Below are 19120 nucleotides of genomic sequence, written 5' to 3' on the forward strand. Positions count from 1 at the left end.
GGTTGGCCGCTTTGCGAAACCCGAACGGCGCCTTGATCCGCCGGAAACATCACAACGTTCAGGGTAGAGGCTCCCCCCGGAAATCCAGGAGAACCTGCATGCGAGCCTTGTTCGTCGGTGGCGTGGTCGACAACAGTGAAATGGACCTGGAAGGCAGCCATCCGCCCGTGCACTACCCCGAGGATACCGGCGGCGGCCACTCACGTTACCGGCTGCACCAGGTCGGGCATGGCGCCGATGGCAGCGTCGCCTACGCGGTCTATGGCGCGCCGGACCTGGCCGACGACGAAGTGGCCCGGGTGGCGGAAGAACGCGCCTACGCGCGGCGGTTCGAAGCGACGCCGACCTTGTTCGAGCATTGAGCGCAGCAGCCACGCATGGCGTGGCTCTGCTGCAACCTCTGGTGGATCCACGCCATGCGTGGATGGGCTCGGCAGGTTGCCGTCAAACCCTCGGCGGCAACCTGCGGATGCTGGCGATCTCATCCAGCCACACGTGGTGCTGCTGCACCGGCGTGTCGTAGTCATCCAGGCGCAACTGGCCGTTGCTGCCTTCGTCGCCTGCTTCGTTGCGGTACTGCTGCACGGTCGGATTCACCGCCACGGTGCCGAGCAGCCGGCGACCATCATGCAGGGTCAGTTCCACCTGCGTTTCGCCTTCCAGCTGCGGCAGCAGGGCTTCCAGGCGCGCGATCTGCGCCGGATCGGTATGGATACGGGGAGCTGTACGGGACATCGGCGACCTCCTGTGAATGCTTAGTGCAGCGCGCTGTCGGCGCGCGGCACCTGTACCTTGCGCACGGCAGAAACCAACTGCGCCACCGAATAGGGCTTGGCTACGTGCTCCTGGAAGCCCGACGCCAACGCACGGCGCCGATCGTCGGCGCGCGCCAGTGCCGTCACAGCCACCGCCGGCAGGGTCAGCGCGTCCACGCCCATGTCCTCACGCAGCGTACGCACCAGGCCGTAACCGTCCATGCCCGGCATGCCGATGTCGGTCAGCATCACGTGGTACTGCAGATGGCCAGTGTCGGCCAGCAGTGCCAATGCCTCGCCTGCGGAACTGGCCGCAGACACGCTCGCACCCTGCTCTTCCAGCATGCGCCGCAGGTACTCCAGTACTTCCGGCTGGTCTTCCACCGCCAGCACGTGCATGCCACGCAGCGGATACGGCTCGACGATCACCGGCTCCAGGATCGGCCCGCTGATCACTTCGCGCAGCGGGCGTCGCTCTGCATCGGGAAGGTGCTGCGGCAGGCGCACGGTGAAGGTGGCACCGTGGCCATGGCCTTCGCTGGCAGCGGTGACCGTACCGCCATGCAGCTCCACCAACTGCTGCACGATCGCCAAGCCCAGGCCCAGCCCACCGTGACGGCGGGTGGTGGTGCCATCGGCCTGGCGGAACCGGCTGAACAGGTGGTTGAGGAACTCAGGCGCGATGCCGTCACCGGTGTCGCGCACGGTGATCACCCAGTGGTTGCCATCGGCCAGCAGGGCCACATCGATTCGGCCCTCGGCCGGGGTGAACTTGATCGCATTGGAGAGCAGGTTCCAGAACACCTGCTGCAGGCGGGTAGCATCGCCCAGCACCAGGCTGGGCTGGTCGGGCAACTGCAGGTGCACATCCAGCGCTTTGCCTTCGGCCACCAGTTCCTGCGCGCCGATCGCTTCGCCCAGCACGCCGCACAGATCCAGCACCTCCACTTCCAGCTGCACCTTGCCCAGCAGCATGCTGCTGAGGTCGAGCATGTCCGAGATCAGCCGCTTCTGCGCACCTGCGCTGTTGGCGATCACATTCAGGCCCTTGTACAGCGGGCTGGTGTTGTCCACGCGCTGCAGCAGCAGTTCGCTCCAACCAAGAATGGTGGTGAGCGGCGTGCGTAGTTCGTGCGACAGCGTGGCCAGGAATTCATCCTTCAGCCGCGCCATGTTCTCGGCCGCACTGCGCGCAGCACGCTCGGACTGCAGCAGCTCTTCGCGGGCCAGTTCGATTTCGCGGCGCTCGGTCACGTCCGGGCTGCTGCCGGCAAGGCCGATGAAACGGCCCATCCGCGAGAAGCGCGGGCGCGCATTCATTTCCAGCCAGCGCCACTGGCCATCGGCCCGGCGCGCACGCACCAGCGCGTGCATCGAACGCTGCGCCTTCAGCGCTTCCTGCAGTTCGTACTCGAACACCGATGCGTCATCCGGGTGCACCAGGCCGCGCCACACGTCTTCCGGAACGCGCGTCTCGTCGCCACCGAAGAACTCGCTGAAAGCGCTGTTGACGAAGCGGGCATGGCCGCGTTCGTCCAGCACCCATACCGGCATCGGCAGGCCATCGGCCAGCGCGCTGAAACGCGCTTCGCTCTCGCCCAGTTCCACTTCCATCTGCTTGCGCGCAGTGATGTCGAAGAACAGGATGCCGACCTTGTCCTCTCCCGGCCGCCCCACACGCACCGCATCGACCGCGAACGAGCGGCCCAGCGCCCGCGCTTCCATCTCGAACTGCGCCGGCCGGCCACTGCGGGCCACTTCACCGTAGATGCGGAACCAGTCTTCCTCGTGATTCGGTTCCAACGCGCTCATGTGCTGGCCGCGTGCGTCCTTCAGGCCGGTGTGCCGTTCGAAGGCGTCGTTGACCTCGATGAAACGGTAATCCACCGCACGGTCCCCCTCGAACAGCACCTGGATCACGCAGAAGCCTGCGTTGATGCGCTCAAGCACGCCATGATGCAGGTCGGGTTCGGGCGCTGGCACCATCATCGGTGGGCGCTCCACTAGGGGCGGCAGTGTGGACAAGGGCGTTTGGACAGGCCGGGTTGGAGGCACAGCATCTTCCAAAGAGCGTATTCACAGCGTCAAGCGCCGTCAGTCATGCTTGACGACAATGAATTGGCGGCAACCACTCTTGACCGTGACGCAATCGGCCATTGCCGTTGCCTGAAAGCAGGATCACACTCGATCTGTGATCAACATCGTCCCCATGGGCGGGACGCAGGAGACCGTCATGAAACGCTCACTCGCGATTGCCCTGCTGGCAGGCGCCCTGGTGGCGGGCGGTGCCAACGCGGCCCCGCGCACCGTGACCGACGCGCAAGCCCCGCGTGCGCTGCAGGCCGATGGCCCGGTCAGCGTGAAATGGGATGATCCGGCCAAGTTCACCGAGATCCGCCAGAGCACCAACCGCTTCGAAGCCGAGCGCGGCGACTGGGTGCAGCAGCTGGCGCGCTACCTGCAGACCACCGCCGCCAAGCCGCTGCAACCGGGGCAGACCCTGGACGTGACCCTGGTCGACATCAAGCGTGCCGGCGACTATGAGCCGTGGCACGGCCCACGCGGCAGCGACATCCGGATCATGCGTGACATCTACCCGCCGCGCATCAGCCTGCAGTACACACTGAAGGATGCCAGCGGCCGCATCATCAGCGAAGGCGATGCGCGCCTGAGCGACACCGGCTATCTGCACAACCTGGGGCTGAAGAGCGACAGTGATCCGCTGCGCTACGAGAAGCGCCTGATCGATGACTGGGTGAAGCGGCAGCTGGCCAGCCAGGCGACCGCTGCGCGTTGATCAAACAACCGCCGGGCATGGCCCGGCGCTACCGGATGTCCAGAGGTAGCGCCGGGCCATGCCCGGCGATGCATCAATCGACGTACACGCGCGCCACGCGCTTGACCGCGCACGGCAACTGATAAGCGCTCACGCCACAGCGCGGTGCCAGCTCCGACAGCGTCGGCGCACTGCCCCACAGCTCCACCACGCTGCCAACCGCAGCCTGCGGGTGCGCCGTCAGGTCCACCGTCAGCATGTCCATCGACACGCGCCCGATCAGCGCACCGGGCTGGCCGTCGATCAGCACCGGGGTGCCGTTCGGCGCGAACTGCGGATAGCCGTCGGCATAGCCCAGCGCGACCACGCCGACGCGGGTGCGCACCTTCGACACGAAGCGGGCGCCATAGCCCACCGGTTCTCCGGGTTCGATCCAGCGCTCGGCGATCACCTTTGACTGCATGGTCATCACCGGGCGCAGGCGTGCGGTCAGATCGCTGTTGTCGGGCAACGGATTGGCCCCGTACAGCATCAGCCCCGGGCGCACCCAGTCGCTGCGTACATCCGGCCAGCCCAGCAGGGCCGGCGAATTGCACACGCTGGTCTCACCTTCCAGGCCGTCGATCGCACGGGCGAACGTTGCCGCCTGCTCGTGGGTGCGTTCGCTGTCCAGCTCATCGGCGCGCGCCAGGTGGGTCATCAGCACGATGTGCGCAACCTGCGGCAGCGCCAACAGGCGCGCGTGCGCCGCACGGAAGCTGTCCACGTCCAGGCCGAGGCGATGCATGCCGCTGTCCAGCTTCAGCCACACCGTCAGCGGGCGCGGGCTGTCGAAGGCAGCAACGGCCTCCAATTGCCACGGCGAACCCACGGCGAACCAGAAATCGTGTTCGGCCACCAGCGCCATGTCACTGGCTTCGAAGATGCCTTCCAGCAGCAGGATCGGCGCACGGATGCCGGCCTGGCGCAGTTCCAGTGCTTCTTCGATGGTGGCTACACCGAAACCATCGGCCTCGCCTTCCAGCGCCTGCGCACAGCGCACCGCGCCATGCCCGTAGGCATCGGCCTTGATGATCGCCAGGGCCTTGCCACCGCCCAGTTCGCGGGCCAGGCGGTAGTTGCTGCGCAGGGCGCCCAGATCGATCAGCGCGCGGGCAGGACGCATGTGCGGTTCTCGTGTTGCGGCGCGTGACCGTACTGGCCGTAGCGGAAAATATCCAGGCCTTCCGTGCTGATCTGCGGCTGGCGCGCGCTCATCAGGTCGGCCAGGTAGCGGCCCGAGCCGCAGGCCATGGTCCAGCCCAACGTGCCGTGGCCGGTGTTGAGGTAAAGGTTGCGCAACGGCGTGGCGCCGATCACCGGCGTACCGTCCGGCGTGGCCGGGCGCAGGCCGGTCCAGAACTGCGCGCGCGACAGGTCGCCGCCCTTCGGATAGAGGTCGCTGACCACCAGCTCCAGGGTCTCGCGGCGGCGCTGCGACAGCGACAGATCGAAGCCGGCCACTTCGGCCATGCCACCGACGCGGATGCGGTCGTCGAAACGGGTGACCGCCACCTTGTAGCTCTCATCGAGGATGGTCGAGGTCGGTGCCATTGCCGGATCGGTGATCGGCAGAGTCAGCGAATAGCCCTTCAGCGGGTACACCGGCAGGCGCATGCCCAGCGGTGCGACCAGTGCCGGCGAATAGCTGCCGAGCGCGACCACGAAGCGGTCGGCCGTTTCCAGCGCGCCGTTGACGTGCACGCCGGTGATGCGCTCACCATCAGAGACCAGGCCAGTGATGTCCTGGTCGAAGCGGAACTCGACGCCGGCGTCCACGCACATCTGCGCCAGGCGGCGGGTGAACAGCTGGCAGTCGCCGGTCTGGTCACGCGGCAGGCGCAGCGCGCCGACCAGACCATCGACATGGGCCAGCGCCGGTTCGGCCTGGATGATGCCGGCACGGTCCAGCACCTCGTACGGCACGCCGTACTGAGCCAGGATCTCGATGTCCTGCGCCGAGGCATCCAACTGCTGCTGGGTGCGGAACAGCTGGGTGGTGCCCAGGTCGCGGCCCTCGAACTCGATGCCGATCTGCGCACGCAACTCATTGAGGCAGTCGCGGCTGTACTCGGACATGCGCACCATGCGCGCCTTGTTGATCGCATAGCGCTCGTGGGTGCAGTTGCGCAGCATCTGCCACAGCCAGCGGTACTGGGCCAGGTCCATGCCCGGCTTGATCGCCAGCGGCGCGTGCTTTTCGAACAGCCAGCCGATCGCCTTCTTCGGCACGCCCGGGGCGGCCCACGGCGAGGTATAGCCGAACGACAGCTGGCCGGCATTGGCGAAGCTGGTTTCCAGCGCCGGGCCGGGCTGACGGTCGATGACCGTGACTTCAAACCCGGCCTGTCGCAGGTACCAGGCACTGGTAGTGCCGATCACGCCGCTGCCGAGGACTAGGACTCGCATGGGACTTCTCCAACCCGATCATTCCCTGCACTGGAGCGTGCCGGGACCATAATTGGGGAAGTATAGACAGCCAATACCAGTTGATTCGCCTGATTTACAATCAACCGGCAGGATGTTCTCCTGCAATTCATTCCCCAAGGTTGACGGCCATGGCCACCCGTACCCGCGAACTGGACAAGATCGACCGCAAGATCCTGCGCATCCTGCAGGCCGAGGGCCGGATTTCCTTCACCGAACTGGGCGAGCGGGTGGGCCTGTCCACCACCCCGTGCACCGAGCGCGTGCGGCGGCTCGAGCGCGAAGCGGTGATCACCGGCTACCACGCCCACCTCGACCCGGCGGCAGTAAAGGCCAGCCTGCTGGTGTTCGTGGAAATCAGCCTGGCCTACAAGTCCGGCGACATCTTCGAGGAATTCCGGCGCGCAGCGCTGAAGCTGCCGAACGTGCTGGAGTGCCACCTGGTGTCGGGTGATTTCGACTACCTGCTGAAGGCACGGATCAGTGAAATGGCCTCCTACCGCAAGCTGCTCGGCAGCACGTTGCTGACGCTGCCGCACGTACGCGAGTCGAAGAGCTACATCGTGATGGAAGAGGTGAAGGAGACGCTGAGCCTGCCGATTCCCGATTGAGGCGGTTGCGAGGGTGGGGTCAGAGCCCGCTACGCGGGATCCGACCCCGGGACCGGTCAGCGCTGCTGCGGGTGCTTCTGCGAGCGCTGTTCCTGCTGCTTGCCACCCTTGTGCGGCTGCTGCGGGTCCATCTGCTGCTGTTGCTGCTGCTGTTGCTGCGGGTTACGGCCCTGCGGTTCCTTGCCGGGATGACGGTTCTGCTGGTTTTTCATGATCGCGATCCAGTGGACGAAGGACATGCGGCGGCAGAGTGCCGGCGCAGGGCCACGGTGGTCCCGCAACGGTTAATCGCAGGCGAAAAAGCAGTGATCGCCAGGAGGCTGTTTTCGTGGGTTCAGGCCCGGTGGCTGCCAACCTGGGTCGGCAACGCACTGCCCCACCGCCGGGCATGGCCCAGCGCTACCGGATCTGCTGGCCGTCGCCGCTGGGCACGCTGTCGTAATAGCGGCCAGTGCGCGAATCGAATACACGGTTAGGTCCGGCCGGGCGTACCCCGGGGATGATGCGGCCGTTGCGGTCGTAGACCTTGTCGGCCGGCTTCGGTGCCGGAACCGGTGCAACCTGGGCCGGGCCGGTGGATTTGATGGGCTGTGCCGGTTGCGGCGAGGGCAGCACTTGCGGCTGCGGGCGCGCAGGCTGCACAGGCGGCACCACGGGCGGTGGGGCTACGGTGGTGCTGCTGCGGGTCGCCGTCGGATTGCCGGTCGGCACCTGGGCCAGCGCCAGCACAGGCACCAGCGTCATCAGCAACAGGGGGAAGGACGGTTTCATGGCACGCTCCAGCGCGGTTCGCATTCACCTTGCGCCCGAAGCTGTGTGCCGGCCATGAACGGCCATCACACTTGCAAGGTTGCGCCGGAACCCCCACGTTTTCCGGCATCCCCAGGCCATCGACCCCACGGAGAGCCGGCATGACTGCTTTCGACCTGACGCCCCCCACTGCCACCCAGACCGAGGCGCTGATAGCCGGCCTCAGCAGCGAGGAGCGCCGCGTGCTGCTGCAGCACGGCACCGAGGCGCCGTTCTGCGGCGTGTTCCTGGACAACAAGCGCGAGGGCGTCTACTGCTGCCGGCTGTGCGCGCTGCCACTGTTCCGCTCCAGCACCAAGTTTGATTCCGGCACCGGCTGGCCCAGTTTCTTTGCTCCGTTCGACCCGGCGCACGTGCGCGAGATCCGCGATACCAGCCACGGCATGGTCCGTACCGAGATCACCTGCGCGCGCTGCGGCAGCCATCTGGGCCACGTGTTCCCGGACGGTCCGCCGCCCACCTTCGAGCGCCACTGCCTGAACTCCGTCTCACTTTCATTCACCGGCAATGGTGAGCCTTGGCCTGACCCGTTGCAGCGCGGCAGTGCGGAAAGCGGCGTGGCGGGCTGAAATTCCCCGCTGACCGATTTCACAGAATTCCCTCTTCAGAAAACCGGGCGACGGGCCGACAAGGAGATATCCCCCCTCCCTGCGTCGCCCCATGCTCATCATCGTTGGATTCCTGGTCGTCATCATCAGCGTGCTCGGGGGCTACCTCGGGGCCCACGGACGCCTGGGTGCCCTCTGGCAGCCCTACGAACTGGTCATCATCGGCGGTGCCGCACTGGGCGCGTTCCTGGTCGGCACCCCGGCCAAGACGGTCAAGCAGACCCTGCAGGCCATGGTCGGTGTGTTCAAGGGCCCGCGCTACAAGCAGCAGGACTACATCGACGTCCTCAGCCTGGTCTACGAACTGCTCAACAAGGCCCGCCGCGAGGGCTTCATGGCGCTGGAAGACCATGTCGAGCGCCCGGCTGAAAGCGCGTTGTTCGGCAACTACCCGAAGGTCCAGGCCGACCACCACCTGATCGACTTCATCACCGACTGCCTGCGCCTGATGATCGGCAGCAACATCGAGCCGCACGAGCTGGAACCGCTGCTGGAACTGGAGCTGGAAAAACACCACGCCGAGGCGATGGCACCGTCGCAGGTGATGAACAAGGTCGCCGACGGATTGCCCGGTTTCGGCATCGTGGCTGCGGTGCTGGGCATCGTCATCACCATGGGCTCGATCGGCGGCGACATCGTCGAAGTGGGTGGCCATGTGGCCGGCGCGCTGGTCGGCACCTTCCTGGGCATTCTGCTGGGCTACGGCTTCGTCGGCCCGATGGCCTCGGCGATGGAAGCCCGTGCCGAGCAGGACAGCCGCATCTATGAGTCGGTGAAGACCGCCCTGCTGGCCTGCCTGCGCGGCTACAACCCGAAGATCGCGCTGGAATTCGCCCGCAAGACGCTGCCTTCGAACGTGCGTCCGGCCTTCTCCGATTTCGAGCAGCACCTGAAGACGGTCAAGTAAGCCATGGCCGAGACCAAGCCCACCGTCATCGTCCGTCGGGTCAAGAAGGCCGGCCACGCTGCCCATCACGGTGGTTCGTGGAAGGTCGCCTACGCCGACTTCGTGACCGCGATGATGGCCTTCTTCCTGGTGCTGTGGCTGATGGCCAGCACCAGCAAGCCCGAGCGCGCGGCCATTTCCGAGTACTTCCGCAACCCCAGCCCACTGGTCGGTTCCAGCGCCACGCCGGCCCCGGGCATGGCCGGGCCGGGCGGCGCCAGCACCTCGATGATCAAGCTGGGTGGCGCCACCGATATTTCCCGCGGCAACAGCAGCGACCCCTTCCAGAACCAGCAGAAATCGGTACCGCGCCCGGTGGACGAGCAGCAGCGCGACAAGCAACAGCTGGAAGCGCTGATGAAGGAGCTGCAGGAGGCGATCAGCAGGAGCCAGGCACTGGAACCGTTCAAGGACCAGCTGCTGCTGGACCTGACCCCGGAAGGCCTGCGCATCCAGATCGTGGACAAGCAGAACCGGCCGATGTTCGACCTCGGCAGCGCCACGCTGAAGCCGTACACGCAGCAGATCCTGCACGAGCTGGCCGAGTACCTGAACCACGTGCCGAACCGGATCAGCCTGACCGGCCACACCGACATCACCGCCTATTCGGCCGCGCGTGGCTATGGCAACTGGGAACTGAGCGCCGACCGTGCCAACGCCGCACGGCGCGCGTTGATCGATGGCGGCCTGGAAGACAGCAAGATCACCCGCGTGGTCGGCCTGTCCTCCTCGGTGCTGTTCGACAAGGCAGACCCACAGAACCCGATCAACCGCCGCATCAGCATCGTGGTGATGACCCAGGCTGCCGAGGCGGCTGCGCTGGCCGGTGCGGGCCCGCAGGTGGGGTTGTCGGCACCGACCGCCGACCCCGACGTGCAGGCTGCGCAGGGTGAGGCAGAACAATCTGTGCAGGGGCAAGCAGAATAAACTGTGGGTGCGGACCTTGATCCGCACATCGGGCGCAGAGCGTGCGGACCAAGGTCCGCACCCACCAAGGCCATGCCCGGCGAGCGCGCAGCGCGGCACCCAGTACAATGGCGGTCTTTCCTTTTCAGGTCCCCACCCCATGTCCCAGAACTCCAAGGCCAAGCGCGACAAGCGCAAGAAGCAGCAGGTCAAGCGTCCGTTCCTCCGTCTGAACGCCCGCGAGCAGGTGCAGAACCATGCCGTGCTGCTCAGCGAAGACGGCCAGGCCGTCGCCGCCATCGGCCTGCAGGGCCGTGAGTGGCTGTTGGCCATCGGCGGCCAGACCATGGGCAACGCCGACAACCCGGTGCCGATGCTGGCCATGCTCAAGCACCTGTCGAACATGCAGGAAGCCGAAGGCCGCACGGTTACCCTGGAATACTCCGAGTTGATGCAGAAGCTGCTGGACACCCTGGCTGCTGAAGCCGGCCAGACCGCTGAGGAGTACCTGGACAAGCTGGTGGCCGAGTTCGCCAGCGAGCAGGCCGAAGACGCAGCCGCAGAAAGCGAGGCGGCTGCCGATGACGCCGCTGCAGAGACCGCCGGCGCCGAAGGCGCTGCCGACGCCGAGGCCACCCCGGCCGCCGACGCCGACGGCAAGCCGCAGGCCTGATCCGGCCGCGGCGGTGTCGGTCTACGTCGACGACGCGGTGCATCCCTGGCGCGGACAGCGCTGGGCGCACTTGATGGCCGATACCCTGGCCGAGCTGCACGCGATGGCGGCGCAGCTCGGCATCCCACCACGGGCCTTCCAGAACAAGGCCAGTGGTGCGCATTACGATGTCACTGCAGACCTGCGTGCACAGGCGATCGCGCTGGGTGCGCGTGCTATTTCCCGGCATACCGACCGCGCGCTGGTCAAAGCGGTGATCGCCAATGCCCGGGCGCAATACCGGCCGTAGGCAGGCATTGGAGGCTACCGCTTGCTGTGGTGGGTGCGGACCTTGGTCCGCACATCGGGCAGAGGGCATGCCAACCAAGGTTGGCATCCACCCATAGGCGGGCTCCGCACCCACCTGCCCTGATCAGAACGGGTCGCTGCCCAGGCGGATTTCCACGTTCAGCAGCGAGCACAGGGCCAGCATCGCGTCGTCGTCGCGGGTCAGTGCCATCACGCCGGTAAAGCCATCGCTGCCGGCATCCACGCTCCACAGCGTGTAGTTGTGTTCGCGCAGGCGATCGAAGGCGGTGGACATCAGCTGCACCCCGTCCAGGTCTGAGGCGAAGTCCTCGTCGTCCAGGTCACCGCCCCAGTCCAGCTGCACGTTGAAGCGCGCCGACAGCTCGTTGACCGCCGATTGCAGGGAATCCAGGTCATCGCGCTCCACGTCGAAGCCGGACTGCCAGGCAATGGCCGTGAGCAGGGCCGGCAGCCAATCACTGTCAGCCTCCAGCGGCTGCCCCTGCTCTGCCAGCTGCTCGCGCCAGCGGTTGAACTGCTGCAGGGCCTGCTCGTCATCGCCCGGGTTGATCAGTACCAGCAGGTTCCAGACACGCGCCTCGAAATCGGCCTCGTCGAAATCCTGGGCATCTTCTTCGAAGTCGAAATAATCGCTGTTGTCGGGCATGGCGGGCAGTCCTTGGGGCAGGCAGGCATTCTACGGTTTATCCTGTAGCGCTGAAGTCGGCCTTGGTGGCCGTCACCCTGAATGAAGCGATGAGCGATACCCCTCCCGACCACCTGGCGATCAACCCGGCCAGCCCCTTCCATGATGCGCAGGCGCTGGAGCGCGGTGTCGGCGTGCGTTTCAACGACGTCGAGCGCGACAACGTCGAGGAATATTCGGTCAGCGAAGGCTGGATCCGCGTGCAGGCCGGCAAGGCCCGCGACCGCCGCGGCAACCCGATGACCATCAAGGTCAAGGGCAAGGTCGAAGCGTATTTCCTGGAAACGAAGCCGGAGTAAGGGCTGAAAGGTGTGCGGACCAAGGTCCGCACCCACCCGGGGTACACGGTCATTCGCGCTTGCGCGATTCCAGCAGGTCCAGGTTGCGGATCAGGCGCCGCGAGATCTCATCGGAGATCACCCCGCGCCGGGTCAGCCGGAACAATTCCTCGCGCTCGGCATTGAGGCCGGCGCTGCGCAGCTGGCGATAGCCCAGCTCCATGCGCTGCACCTTCTCCGGGTCCACGTCGGGCCCGTCGCTGTCCTTCTCCAGGTGCCGCTGGTACAGCAGGCTCACCCGCGAGGCGGCATCGTTGTACAGCTGCACATTCTCGGTGTTCTGGTTCATCACCATCTGCTGGCGCATGCGTTCCACCCCCGCCAGCGCGGCCTTCGATGACAACCGGCGTGCCAGGTCTTCTTCCTTGCGCTCGCCCGAATCGGCCGGCAGCTGCAGGCCCTTCAGCAGCTGCGGCAGTGCCACGCTGGCGCCAACCAGCGAGAACAGGATCACCGCCGCGGCCAGGAAGATCACCAGGTCGCGCGCCGGGAACGGACTGCCATCGGGCAGGAACAACGGCAGCGTCAGCACACCGGCCAGGGTGATCGCACCACGCACACCGGCCACCGAAGTGGCCACCACGATGCGCCAGTTCGGCGCCTCGCCACGCTCCAGCCCGCGCCGCCGCGCGCGCAGCAGGTTCCAGCGCAGCGACAGCCACACCCACAGCAGGCGCAGCGCGATCAACGTAGCGTTGATCACCAGTACGTAGACCAGCAACCACCATGCGCTCTGGTGGCCGCTCTCGTTCATGGTGGTGGTGGCGCGTTCGACGATGCCCGGCAGCTGTTCGCCCAGCAGCACGAACATGATGCCGTTGAAGCTGAACTGCAGCATGTTCCAGACCCCGGCACGCTGCACGCGCATGCTGCCGGAGACGCGGCCGGTCATTTCCACATAGCTCATCGAGATGCCGGCTGCGACCGCAGCCAGGATGCCGGAGGCGTTGATTTCTTCGGCCAGCAGGTAGGCCGCGAACGGAATCAGCAGGTTGACCAGCATCGCCGCACCCGGCTCTTCGCCGAATCGCCGCCACAGCCAGCGCTGGAAGGTGGAAACACCGAGGGTGACCGCCACGCCCACGACCAGGCCGGCCACCGCCACCCACAGGAAGGTCAGCGAAGCGGTGGCCAGCGAGAAGGTGCCGGTCATCACCGCCGCCACCGCGAAGCGGAAGCAGACCAGGCCCGACGCATCGTTGAGCAGCGACTCGCCTTCCAGGATGTGCATCAGGCGCTTGGGAATCGGCGCCTTGGAGGCGATCGCGCCGACCGCCACCGGGTCGGTCGGCGACACGATCGCCGCCAGCGCGAAGCACACCGCCAGTGGCATCACCGGAATCATCCAATGGATCAACAGGCCGGCGCCGATGACAGTGAACACCACCAGGCCGAACGCCAGTTCGAGGATCGCGCCTTTATCGCGGAACAGGCCCTGCTTGGGGATGCGCCAGCCGTCGAGGAACAGCAGCGGCGGCAGGAACAGCAGGAAGAACACCTCCGGCTCCAGCGCATGACCGCGGTTGAACACTCCGGCGATCACCGCGCCCAGACCGATCTGCACCAACGGCAGCGGCAACGAGAACGGCAGGACGCGAACCAGGTAGCCGCTGGCGACAACGGCCACCAGCATCGCCAGGACGACTTCAATGGTATGCATGCTTCTTCCAGGAAGCGGCGCGCGGGGAGGCTCGAGGGCCAGCGCCGGAAACCCGGAAAAAATTACCACATGCGGCCACGACCGCGACGGCCGGGGCCGCCGCGCGTCAGCCCCGGCTCATGCCCCGTCGAAGCGATACAGGTCCATGGCCAGGAAACCGGCATCGATGCCGGCGTCGATGCGACGTGCGCCGAAGCCGCCCTCGCCCGCCGCGCCCATCGCAAAGAACAGCGGCAGCAGATGCTCGTCGGTCGGGTGCGCGCGTTCGGCGAACGGCGCCTGCCGGCGGTAATCGAGCAGGGCCTGGCGGTCATCGGCGGCCAGGCGCTGCTCCACCCACTCGATGAAGGGCCGCACGTAGGGCGCTTCCTTGCCGTCCTGGTAGTCGCCCCAGTCGTGCAGGTTGTGGGTGATGCTGCCCGAGCCGACCAGCAGCACGCCCTGTTCGCGCAGCGGCGCCAACGCACGGCCCAGCGCGAACTGGTGCTCGGGGCCGAGCAGTGGCTGGATCGACACCGGCACCACCGGGATGTCGGCCTGCGGGCGCAGCAGCCGCAGCGGCACCCACGCGCCGTGGTCGAGCCCACGCTGCGGATCCAGCGCCACCGGTAGTCCTGCGGCGGCGATACGGCCGGCCACCTCTTCGGCCAGCGCCGGATCGCCCGGTGCCGGGTACTGCAGTTCGAACAGCGCGCGCGGGAAGCCACCGAAATCGTGGATGGTCGGCGGCTGCGGATGCGCGCCGACCAGCGGCTGCCGGCCCAGCCAGTGTGCCGAAGCCATGACGATGGCGCGCGGCGTCGGCAGGTCGCGGGCCAGCTCGGCCAGGCGCACACCGACCTGGCCCGGATGCAGGGCAGTCATCGGCGAACCATGGGAGATGTACAGCGAAGGCAGGCGGGACATGGAATTCTCCAGTTGCAGGATCAGGCGGCGATCAGCGCGAACGCAGGGTCCACTTGCCATCGCCGACCAGGAACAGCACCAGCAGCGCCAGCGCCCAGAACGCCGGGTATTCCCAGCCGCCGCCGGCGTTGGCAAAGCCGAAGCCGTTGGCGCCGTGCACGGTGACGATGGTGCCCAGCAGCAGCGGCACACCGACCAGGCCCACCCAGCGCGCATAGATGCCCAGCAGCAGCGCGACGGTGATCACCAGCTCGACGCCGAGGGTGACGTAGCCGAGCACGCCGGGCAGACCCAGTGACTCGAAGAACGCCGCCGTACCGGCCGGGGTGAACACCAGCAGCTTGGTCAGCGCATGGACCAGGAACAGCACGCCCAGGGCCAGGCGCAGCAGGGTGGCGCCATAGGGGGCCAGCGGCGAAACAGGAGCGGTCGTGCTGTGCATGGGGAAGCACCTTGAAGGAAGTGGGTACAGGTTATTGCGCCTTCACGGGCCGATAAATACGATCGTTTGACCGTATTTATTTCAAAAGGCGCAACAATGGACACCCTCGAGGCGATGCGCGTGTTCGTGGCGGTGGTCGAGCGCAATGGCTTCAGTGCCGCCGCCCTGGCCCTGGACATGTCCACCGCCGGCGTCACCCGCCAAGTCGCCGCGCTGGAAAAGCGCCTGTCCACCCGCCTGCTCCACCGCACCACGCGCCGGGTCAGCCCGACCAGTGCCGGTGCCGCCTACTACGCCCAGTGCGTGCGCCTGCTGGCTGAGTTCGACGCGCTGGAGGCCAGCATCGGCGCGCAGGCGCTGGAGCCTTCAGGCACGCTGCGCATCAACGCACCGGTCAGCTGGGGCATCGCCCGCCTCGGTCCGCTGCTGGCCAGTTACCGCGAACGCTTCCCGCAGGTGGAACTGGACCTAGCCCTGTCCGACCGCCTGGTGGACATGGTCGAGGAAGGCTACGACGTGGCCATCCGCATCACCCGCGAGCCCGGCCCCACGCTGATCGCACGCCGCCTGGGCGAATCGCGGGTAAGCCTGTGCGCCGCGCCCTCGTACCTGGCCTCACGCGGCACCCCACAAACCCCACAGGACCTGCAGGCGCACGCGTGCCTGAGCTACAGCTACTGGGTGGCCGGCAACAACTGGCCACTGCAGGGGCCCGGCGGTGAAGTGAAGGTGGCGGTGAACAGCCTGCTGCACGCCAACAACGGCGATGTGCTGCGCGAAGCCGCGATTGCTGGCATGGGCGTGATCCTGCAGCCGGATTTTCTACTGGAAGACGCGCTGGCCGATGGCCGCCTGGTGCGCGTGCTGCCCGAGTGGGAGGCCTCGCCGATCGGCATCTTCGCGGTCTATACCAGCCGCAGCCACCTGGCACCAAAGGTACGCAGCTTCATCGACCACCTGGTGGAAACCGGGGTGTAAGGGTGCGTCCGCCGGGCATGGCCCGGCGCTACCAGAGGCGCGCCCACGTGACACGGTAGCGCCGGGCCATGCCCGGCGAACGCATCAGGCCCCGATCAGTTCCGGTAGCGCCGGGCCATGCCCGGCGAACGCGAAGCGCGGCCTAGACAGCCACCTCATCCAACGCGTCGATGATCTTCTCCAGCGGTGCAGGCCGCCCCAACAGGTAACCCTGCACCTGGTCGCAACCGTGCGCAGCCAGCCAGTCCAGCTGCCCCGGCGTTTCCACGCCTTCGGCAATGATGGTCAGGCCCATGCTGTGGCCCAGCGACAACAGCGCGCGGCAGATCGAGGCATTGCGCGGGTTGGTCTCCACGTCGGCCACGAAACTGCGGTCGATCTTCAGGATGTCCAGCGGCAGATGCTGCAGGTAGGACATGCTGGAATAGCCGGTGCCGAAATCATCCAGCGACACGCTGATGCCCTGCTCGTGCAGGCGCTGCATGGTCTGCATCGCCTGCGCCGGCTTGCGCATCAGGCTGCTCTCGGTCAGCTCCACGTGCAGCGCACCACGGGCCAGGCCGAAGTCCTGCTGCGCACGCGTGAACTCGGTCACCAGGTCACTGTTGAAGAACTGCACCGCCGACACGTTGACCGCGATCGGCAGCTCGCCCCAACCGGCATCGACCAGCCGCCGCTGTGCTTTGGCCGCAGCACGGATCACCCAGCGTCCCAACGCCAGGATCAACCCGGTGTCTTCGCACAACGGAATGAACTCGTTGGGCGGAATGAAGCTGCCATCGGCCTGCGGCCAGCGCAGCAAGGCCTCCAGCGCCGCCGGGCTGCCATCACCGGCGTGCCGGATCGGCTGGAAGTACAACTGGAATTCGTTGTCGATGGCAGCGTGGATGCGCCCGGCCAGGCGCAGGCGGTCGGCCAACCGCGTGGTCACCGCCGCGTCGAACCAGACCACTACATTGCCCTCGGCGCGCGCCGCATGCGCCGCCTGTGCCGCCATGCCGATCACCTGCTCGGCGCCATGGCCGTCACCGGCCACGTGCGTGGCCACGCCGATACGCGGCTCGAACTGGTGCAGCGAATCCTTGCCCCGCATCGGCGCCGACACGATCTGCAGCAGGTCGTCCAGCACGCGCTGGACATCCTGCCCGGCTGCGATGGCGAACACGAAATCCTCTGCTGGCTGGAACGCCAGCGTGCCGCAGCGCGCGCCCAGGCCGCCCAGCCGGGTCGCCATCGACTGCAGCACTGCATCGCCGATCTCGCGGCCCAGCGTATCGGCCACCAGCTGCAGGCCGCGCAGCTGCACGAAGGCGATGGTGTAACCCACGTCGTGCTCGTCCAGCTGATCGGTCAGCGCGCGCACGTTCAGCAGGCCGGTGGCCGGGTTGTGCCGTGCCTGGTAGGCCAGGTCACGTTCGTAGGCCAGCCGTTCGCTGACATCCTCGGCCAGCACCAGGCACGCAGGCTGGCCATCGAAATCGAGCTTGGACAGGTGTGCGCGCACTTCAAACACACTGCCGTCCTTGCGCCGGTGCAGGCGCACGGTCGCGTCCTGCAGCTCGCCGACGCGGGCCTTGGCGATGGCGCCCTTCACCTCCTCCCAGCCTTCGCGCGGGCGGATGTCGAGGATGCTCATCGCCAGGAATTCTTCGCGGCTGTAGCCGTACTGGCGCACGGCCGCATCGTTGACCTCGATGAAGCGCAGCGTATCCGGATCAAACACCCAGAACGGCGCCGGGTTGCGGTCGAACAGCAAGCGGAAACGACGCTCCGCTTCGCCCATCTGCTCCCGCGCATGGTAGCGTTCGCTCAGGTCGGTCAGTGCGCCGATCATGCGCCGCTCGCTGTCGGCCACTTCCACCCGCTGGCCGCGCGCCCCCACCCAGCGCACCTGGCCACCCGGCAGCACCAGGCGGAACACCTGGTCCAGCACCGCGCTGCCAGCAAAGGCCTGGTCGAACGCCTGCTGCAGGCGCGCGGCATCATCGCGATGCACGCGCGCGAAGAAATCGGCCACCGGCAACGCATCGGTCTGCACCCCGAAGATCTCGCGCGCCAACGGCGACCAGCGCAGCAGCGCCGCGTCCTCGTCCACGTACCAGGTGCAGACACGGCCCACCTGGTGGGCCAGCCGCAGTTCGGCGTGGCCGGTCTTCAGCTCCTCCGCCATCGATTGCTGGCTGCGGGTGCTGCGGCGCACGGCGTACAGCAGTACCAGCAGCACCCCCACGTAGGCCAGCACGATCGCCACCGATGCCTGCAGGTACGGCCACCAGGGCGCCAGCACATCCTCATCGGCCAGCCCGACCTGTACTGCCAGCGGACTGCGCTCGAGCGTGCTGATGGTGATGATCCGTGGCACGCCATCGACCACGCCCGGCAGGCTGCCCAGTTCGACCACTGCCTGCTTGCCGAGCAGGTCGCGCCGCGGCAGGTCAAAGCGACGGCCGACCGTGCCATGTGGGTCAGGTACCCGCGCCAGCATGTAACCCTCGGCATCGCTGATCGAGACCAGTCCGTTCGGGCCGACATCCAGCCCGCCGATGATGCGCTGCAGCTCACCGCAGCGCAGCCGCGCCAGCAGCCAGCGATCATCGGCCATCGACAGTGCCAGTGGCACCACCCAGCCGTCGTCGCCGGCCTGCTGCGGCGGACCGATGTACAGCGCGCTGCCCTGCCCGCGCCGCTGCGGATCGGTCCACAGCGGCAAGTTCAGATCGCCCTTGCCGGCAGTGACCGCACGGCCATGGCGGTCCAGCACCACGATGCTGTGCAGCTCGGCATGGCGGCGCAGCACGCCGCCGATGGAGGCATCGAGCAGGGCCGGCGCCTGCAACGGCACGCGGCCGAACAGTTCGGCCGCGTCGGCGGCGATGCCGGACATCGCCCGCTCCAGGTTGCGCAGTTCAAGTGCCAGCAGGCGTTCGCTGCCCACCGCCAGCGCACGGCTCTGGCGCTGCGCAGCCTCCAGCCGGCGGTGATGGTCGTTGGCCAGCATGGTGGTCAAGCCAGCCACCAGCAGCACGCCCAGCAGTACGCCGCCCCAGGTAATGGCGCGCAGCGGCCGGGCCAACCCCCGTTTCAGCGCGGGCATCGGTCGGTCTTCCTTGTGCAGTGAGCTGGCTTCATGCGCGAACGAATCCTCCACGTCCCCGACCTCAACGGCCGGCGGACGCCATTCTTGACGCCTGACCCCACCCCGCATGGCCACCGCCCCGTGTCCGCGCAGGGTTCCAAGCGGCCAGCATGCA

21 protein-coding genes are annotated in these 19120 nt (G+C 67.0%); 10 read left to right on the forward strand and 11 right to left on the reverse strand.

What is annotated here, in order from left to right:
• The first annotated feature begins 98 nt into the window (after nucleotides 1-98).
• Entirely contained in the window at nucleotides 99-362 is a 264-nt protein-coding gene (locus tag ABR323_RS02930) for a hypothetical protein (RefSeq protein ID WP_005407925.1), read from the forward strand.
• A gap of 82 nt (nucleotides 363-444) precedes the next feature.
• Here ABR323_RS02930 and ABR323_RS02935 read toward each other — a convergent pair whose 3' ends face one another.
• Together ABR323_RS02935 and ABR323_RS02940 are read right to left on the reverse strand one after the other, a co-directional pair.
• Complete coding sequence (locus ABR323_RS02935) at nucleotides 445-735, reverse strand: DUF3247 family protein (RefSeq protein WP_439448128.1); 291 nt, start codon at nucleotides 733-735, stop codon at nucleotides 445-447.
• A gap of 20 nt (nucleotides 736-755) precedes the next feature.
• A complete protein-coding gene (locus ABR323_RS02940; protein ID WP_135272171.1) occupies nucleotides 756-2744 on the reverse strand; it encodes a hybrid sensor histidine kinase/response regulator in 1989 nt (662 codons plus the stop codon).
• A 244-nt stretch (nucleotides 2745-2988) separates the two neighbouring features.
• Here ABR323_RS02940 and ABR323_RS02945 point away from each other — a divergent pair, with 244 nt between their 5' ends.
• On the forward strand, nucleotides 2989-3552 hold the full coding sequence (locus tag ABR323_RS02945) for a DUF3016 domain-containing protein (protein WP_135272170.1): 564 nt from the start codon (nucleotides 2989-2991) through the stop codon (nucleotides 3550-3552).
• A 73-nt stretch (nucleotides 3553-3625) separates the two neighbouring features.
• On the opposite strand, the gene alr is transcribed toward ABR323_RS02945, so the two are convergent.
• On the reverse strand, nucleotides 3626-4696 hold the full coding sequence (alr, locus tag ABR323_RS02950) for an alanine racemase (protein ID WP_439448129.1): 1071 nt from the start codon (nucleotides 4694-4696) through the stop codon (nucleotides 3626-3628).
• Entirely contained in the window at nucleotides 4675-5979 is a 1305-nt protein-coding gene (locus ABR323_RS02955) for a D-amino acid dehydrogenase (RefSeq protein ID WP_135272168.1), read from the reverse strand. Before ABR323_RS02955 ends, alr begins: the two co-directional genes overlap by 22 nt.
• Nucleotides 5980-6128: 149 nt before the next feature.
• On the opposite strand from ABR323_RS02955, the gene ABR323_RS02960 reads away from it, so the two are divergent.
• A complete protein-coding gene (locus ABR323_RS02960; protein WP_004140558.1) occupies nucleotides 6129-6608 on the forward strand; it encodes an Lrp/AsnC ligand binding domain-containing protein in 480 nt (159 codons plus the stop codon).
• 56 nt (nucleotides 6609-6664) lie between these two features.
• Here ABR323_RS02960 and ABR323_RS02965 read toward each other — a convergent pair whose 3' ends face one another.
• Both ABR323_RS02965 and ABR323_RS02970 read right to left on the reverse strand, forming a co-directional pair.
• On the reverse strand, nucleotides 6665-6847 hold the full coding sequence (locus ABR323_RS02965; RefSeq protein ID WP_044569475.1) for a hypothetical protein: 183 nt from the start codon (nucleotides 6845-6847) through the stop codon (nucleotides 6665-6667).
• A gap of 160 nt (nucleotides 6848-7007) precedes the next feature.
• Nucleotides 7008-7379, reverse strand: coding sequence for a classical arabinogalactan protein 4 (locus ABR323_RS02970; protein WP_135272166.1), 372 nt, complete (start codon nucleotides 7377-7379; stop codon nucleotides 7008-7010).
• Nucleotides 7380-7519: 140 nt separating this feature from the next.
• On the opposite strand from ABR323_RS02970, the gene msrB reads away from it, so the two are divergent.
• The 5 genes from msrB (at nucleotide 7520) to ABR323_RS02995 (ending at nucleotide 10840) form a co-directional block, all read left to right on the forward strand.
• A complete protein-coding gene (gene msrB / locus ABR323_RS02975; protein WP_439448130.1) occupies nucleotides 7520-7987 on the forward strand; it encodes a peptide-methionine (R)-S-oxide reductase MsrB in 468 nt (155 codons plus the stop codon).
• Between the two features lie 91 nt (nucleotides 7988-8078).
• Entirely contained in the window at nucleotides 8079-8933 is an 855-nt protein-coding gene (gene motA / locus ABR323_RS02980) for a flagellar motor stator protein MotA (RefSeq protein ID WP_089238437.1), read from the forward strand.
• A gap of 3 nt (nucleotides 8934-8936) precedes the next feature.
• Entirely contained in the window at nucleotides 8937-9899 is a 963-nt protein-coding gene (gene motB, locus ABR323_RS02985; RefSeq protein WP_439448131.1) for a flagellar motor protein MotB, read from the forward strand.
• Nucleotides 9900-10038: 139 nt separating this feature from the next.
• Entirely contained in the window at nucleotides 10039-10551 is a 513-nt protein-coding gene (locus ABR323_RS02990) for a hypothetical protein (protein ID WP_135272163.1), read from the forward strand.
• A gap of 13 nt (nucleotides 10552-10564) precedes the next feature.
• Nucleotides 10565-10840, forward strand: coding sequence for a DUF4031 domain-containing protein (locus ABR323_RS02995; RefSeq protein ID WP_439448132.1), 276 nt, complete (start codon nucleotides 10565-10567; stop codon nucleotides 10838-10840).
• A gap of 123 nt (nucleotides 10841-10963) precedes the next feature.
• On the opposite strand, the gene ABR323_RS03000 is transcribed toward ABR323_RS02995, so the two are convergent.
• Nucleotides 10964-11506, reverse strand: a complete 543-nt coding sequence (locus ABR323_RS03000) for a DUF6630 family protein (RefSeq protein WP_135272161.1) — start codon at nucleotides 11504-11506, stop codon at nucleotides 10964-10966.
• Between the two features lie 89 nt (nucleotides 11507-11595).
• Here ABR323_RS03000 and ABR323_RS03005 point away from each other — a divergent pair, with 89 nt between their 5' ends.
• Nucleotides 11596-11844 carry a DUF3297 family protein gene (locus tag ABR323_RS03005; protein ID WP_012509930.1) on the forward strand — a complete coding sequence of 83 codons (249 nt, stop codon included), beginning with the start codon at nucleotides 11596-11598 and terminating at the stop codon, nucleotides 11842-11844.
• 49 nt (nucleotides 11845-11893) lie between these two features.
• Here ABR323_RS03005 and ABR323_RS03010 read toward each other — a convergent pair whose 3' ends face one another.
• The 3 genes from ABR323_RS03010 to ABR323_RS03020 all read right to left on the reverse strand — a co-directional run bounded on the left by ABR323_RS03010 (nucleotide 11894) and on the right by ABR323_RS03020 (nucleotide 14891).
• Nucleotides 11894-13543 (reverse strand): Na+/H+ antiporter, encoded by a 1650-nt coding sequence (locus ABR323_RS03010; RefSeq protein ID WP_439448133.1) that lies wholly within the window; start codon nucleotides 13541-13543, stop codon nucleotides 11894-11896.
• Nucleotides 13544-13660: 117 nt separating this feature from the next.
• Nucleotides 13661-14449: a dioxygenase family protein gene (locus ABR323_RS03015; protein ID WP_049443501.1), complete on the reverse strand. Its 789-nt coding sequence runs from the start codon at nucleotides 14447-14449 to the stop codon at nucleotides 13661-13663.
• A 31-nt stretch (nucleotides 14450-14480) separates the two neighbouring features.
• On the reverse strand, nucleotides 14481-14891 hold the full coding sequence (locus tag ABR323_RS03020; protein WP_439448134.1) for a DoxX family protein: 411 nt from the start codon (nucleotides 14889-14891) through the stop codon (nucleotides 14481-14483).
• 96 nt (nucleotides 14892-14987) lie between these two features.
• On the opposite strand from ABR323_RS03020, the gene ABR323_RS03025 reads away from it, so the two are divergent.
• Entirely contained in the window at nucleotides 14988-15869 is an 882-nt protein-coding gene (locus ABR323_RS03025; protein WP_439448135.1) for a LysR family transcriptional regulator, read from the forward strand.
• Nucleotides 15870-16011: 142 nt separating this feature from the next.
• Here the strand turns inward: ABR323_RS03025 and ABR323_RS03030 are convergent, their stop codons facing one another.
• Nucleotides 16012-19074, reverse strand: a complete 3063-nt coding sequence (locus tag ABR323_RS03030; protein WP_439448136.1) for a bifunctional diguanylate cyclase/phosphodiesterase — start codon at nucleotides 19072-19074, stop codon at nucleotides 16012-16014.
• Nucleotides 19075-19120 lie beyond the last annotated feature (46 nt).

The sequence above is a fragment of the Stenotrophomonas sp. ATs4 genome, from assembly GCF_051861585.1.
Classification (GTDB): Bacteria; Pseudomonadota; Gammaproteobacteria; order Xanthomonadales; family Xanthomonadaceae; genus Stenotrophomonas; species Stenotrophomonas maltophilia_AS.

Bases quoted from the DNA above. Each gene is read 5' to 3' on its own strand.
- ABR323_RS02930 (WP_005407925.1), top strand. From the start codon at position 99: ATGCGAGCCTTGTTCGTCGGTGGCGTGGTCGACAACAGTGAAATGGAC.
- ABR323_RS02935 (WP_439448128.1), bottom strand. From the start codon at position 735: ATGTCCCGTACAGCTCCCCGTATCCATACCGATCCGGCGCAGATCGCG.
- ABR323_RS02940 (WP_135272171.1), bottom strand. From the start codon at position 2,744: ATGATGGTGCCAGCGCCCGAACCCGACCTGCATCATGGCGTGCTTGAG.
- ABR323_RS02945 (WP_135272170.1), top strand. From the start codon at position 2,989: ATGAAACGCTCACTCGCGATTGCCCTGCTGGCAGGCGCCCTGGTGGCG.
- alr (WP_439448129.1), bottom strand. From the start codon at position 4,696: ATGCGTCCTGCCCGCGCGCTGATCGATCTGGGCGCCCTGCGCAGCAAC.
- ABR323_RS02955 (WP_135272168.1), bottom strand. From the start codon at position 5,979: ATGCGAGTCCTAGTCCTCGGCAGCGGCGTGATCGGCACTACCAGTGCC.
- ABR323_RS02960 (WP_004140558.1), top strand. From the start codon at position 6,129: ATGGCCACCCGTACCCGCGAACTGGACAAGATCGACCGCAAGATCCTG.
- ABR323_RS02965 (WP_044569475.1), bottom strand. From the start codon at position 6,847: ATGTCCTTCGTCCACTGGATCGCGATCATGAAAAACCAGCAGAACCGT.
- ABR323_RS02970 (WP_135272166.1), bottom strand. From the start codon at position 7,379: ATGAAACCGTCCTTCCCCCTGTTGCTGATGACGCTGGTGCCTGTGCTG.
- msrB (WP_439448130.1), top strand. From the start codon at position 7,520: ATGACTGCTTTCGACCTGACGCCCCCCACTGCCACCCAGACCGAGGCG.
- motA (WP_089238437.1), top strand. From the start codon at position 8,079: ATGCTCATCATCGTTGGATTCCTGGTCGTCATCATCAGCGTGCTCGGG.
- motB (WP_439448131.1), top strand. From the start codon at position 8,937: ATGGCCGAGACCAAGCCCACCGTCATCGTCCGTCGGGTCAAGAAGGCC.
- ABR323_RS02990 (WP_135272163.1), top strand. From the start codon at position 10,039: ATGTCCCAGAACTCCAAGGCCAAGCGCGACAAGCGCAAGAAGCAGCAG.
- ABR323_RS03000 (WP_135272161.1), bottom strand. From the start codon at position 11,506: ATGCCCGACAACAGCGATTATTTCGACTTCGAAGAAGATGCCCAGGAT.
- ABR323_RS03005 (WP_012509930.1), top strand. From the start codon at position 11,596: ATGAGCGATACCCCTCCCGACCACCTGGCGATCAACCCGGCCAGCCCC.
- ABR323_RS03010 (WP_439448133.1), bottom strand. From the start codon at position 13,543: ATGCATACCATTGAAGTCGTCCTGGCGATGCTGGTGGCCGTTGTCGCC.
- ABR323_RS03015 (WP_049443501.1), bottom strand. From the start codon at position 14,449: ATGTCCCGCCTGCCTTCGCTGTACATCTCCCATGGTTCGCCGATGACT.
- ABR323_RS03020 (WP_439448134.1), bottom strand. From the start codon at position 14,891: ATGCACAGCACGACCGCTCCTGTTTCGCCGCTGGCCCCCTATGGCGCC.
- ABR323_RS03025 (WP_439448135.1), top strand. From the start codon at position 14,988: ATGGACACCCTCGAGGCGATGCGCGTGTTCGTGGCGGTGGTCGAGCGC.
- ABR323_RS03030 (WP_439448136.1), bottom strand. From the start codon at position 19,074: ATGCGGGGTGGGGTCAGGCGTCAAGAATGGCGTCCGCCGGCCGTTGAG.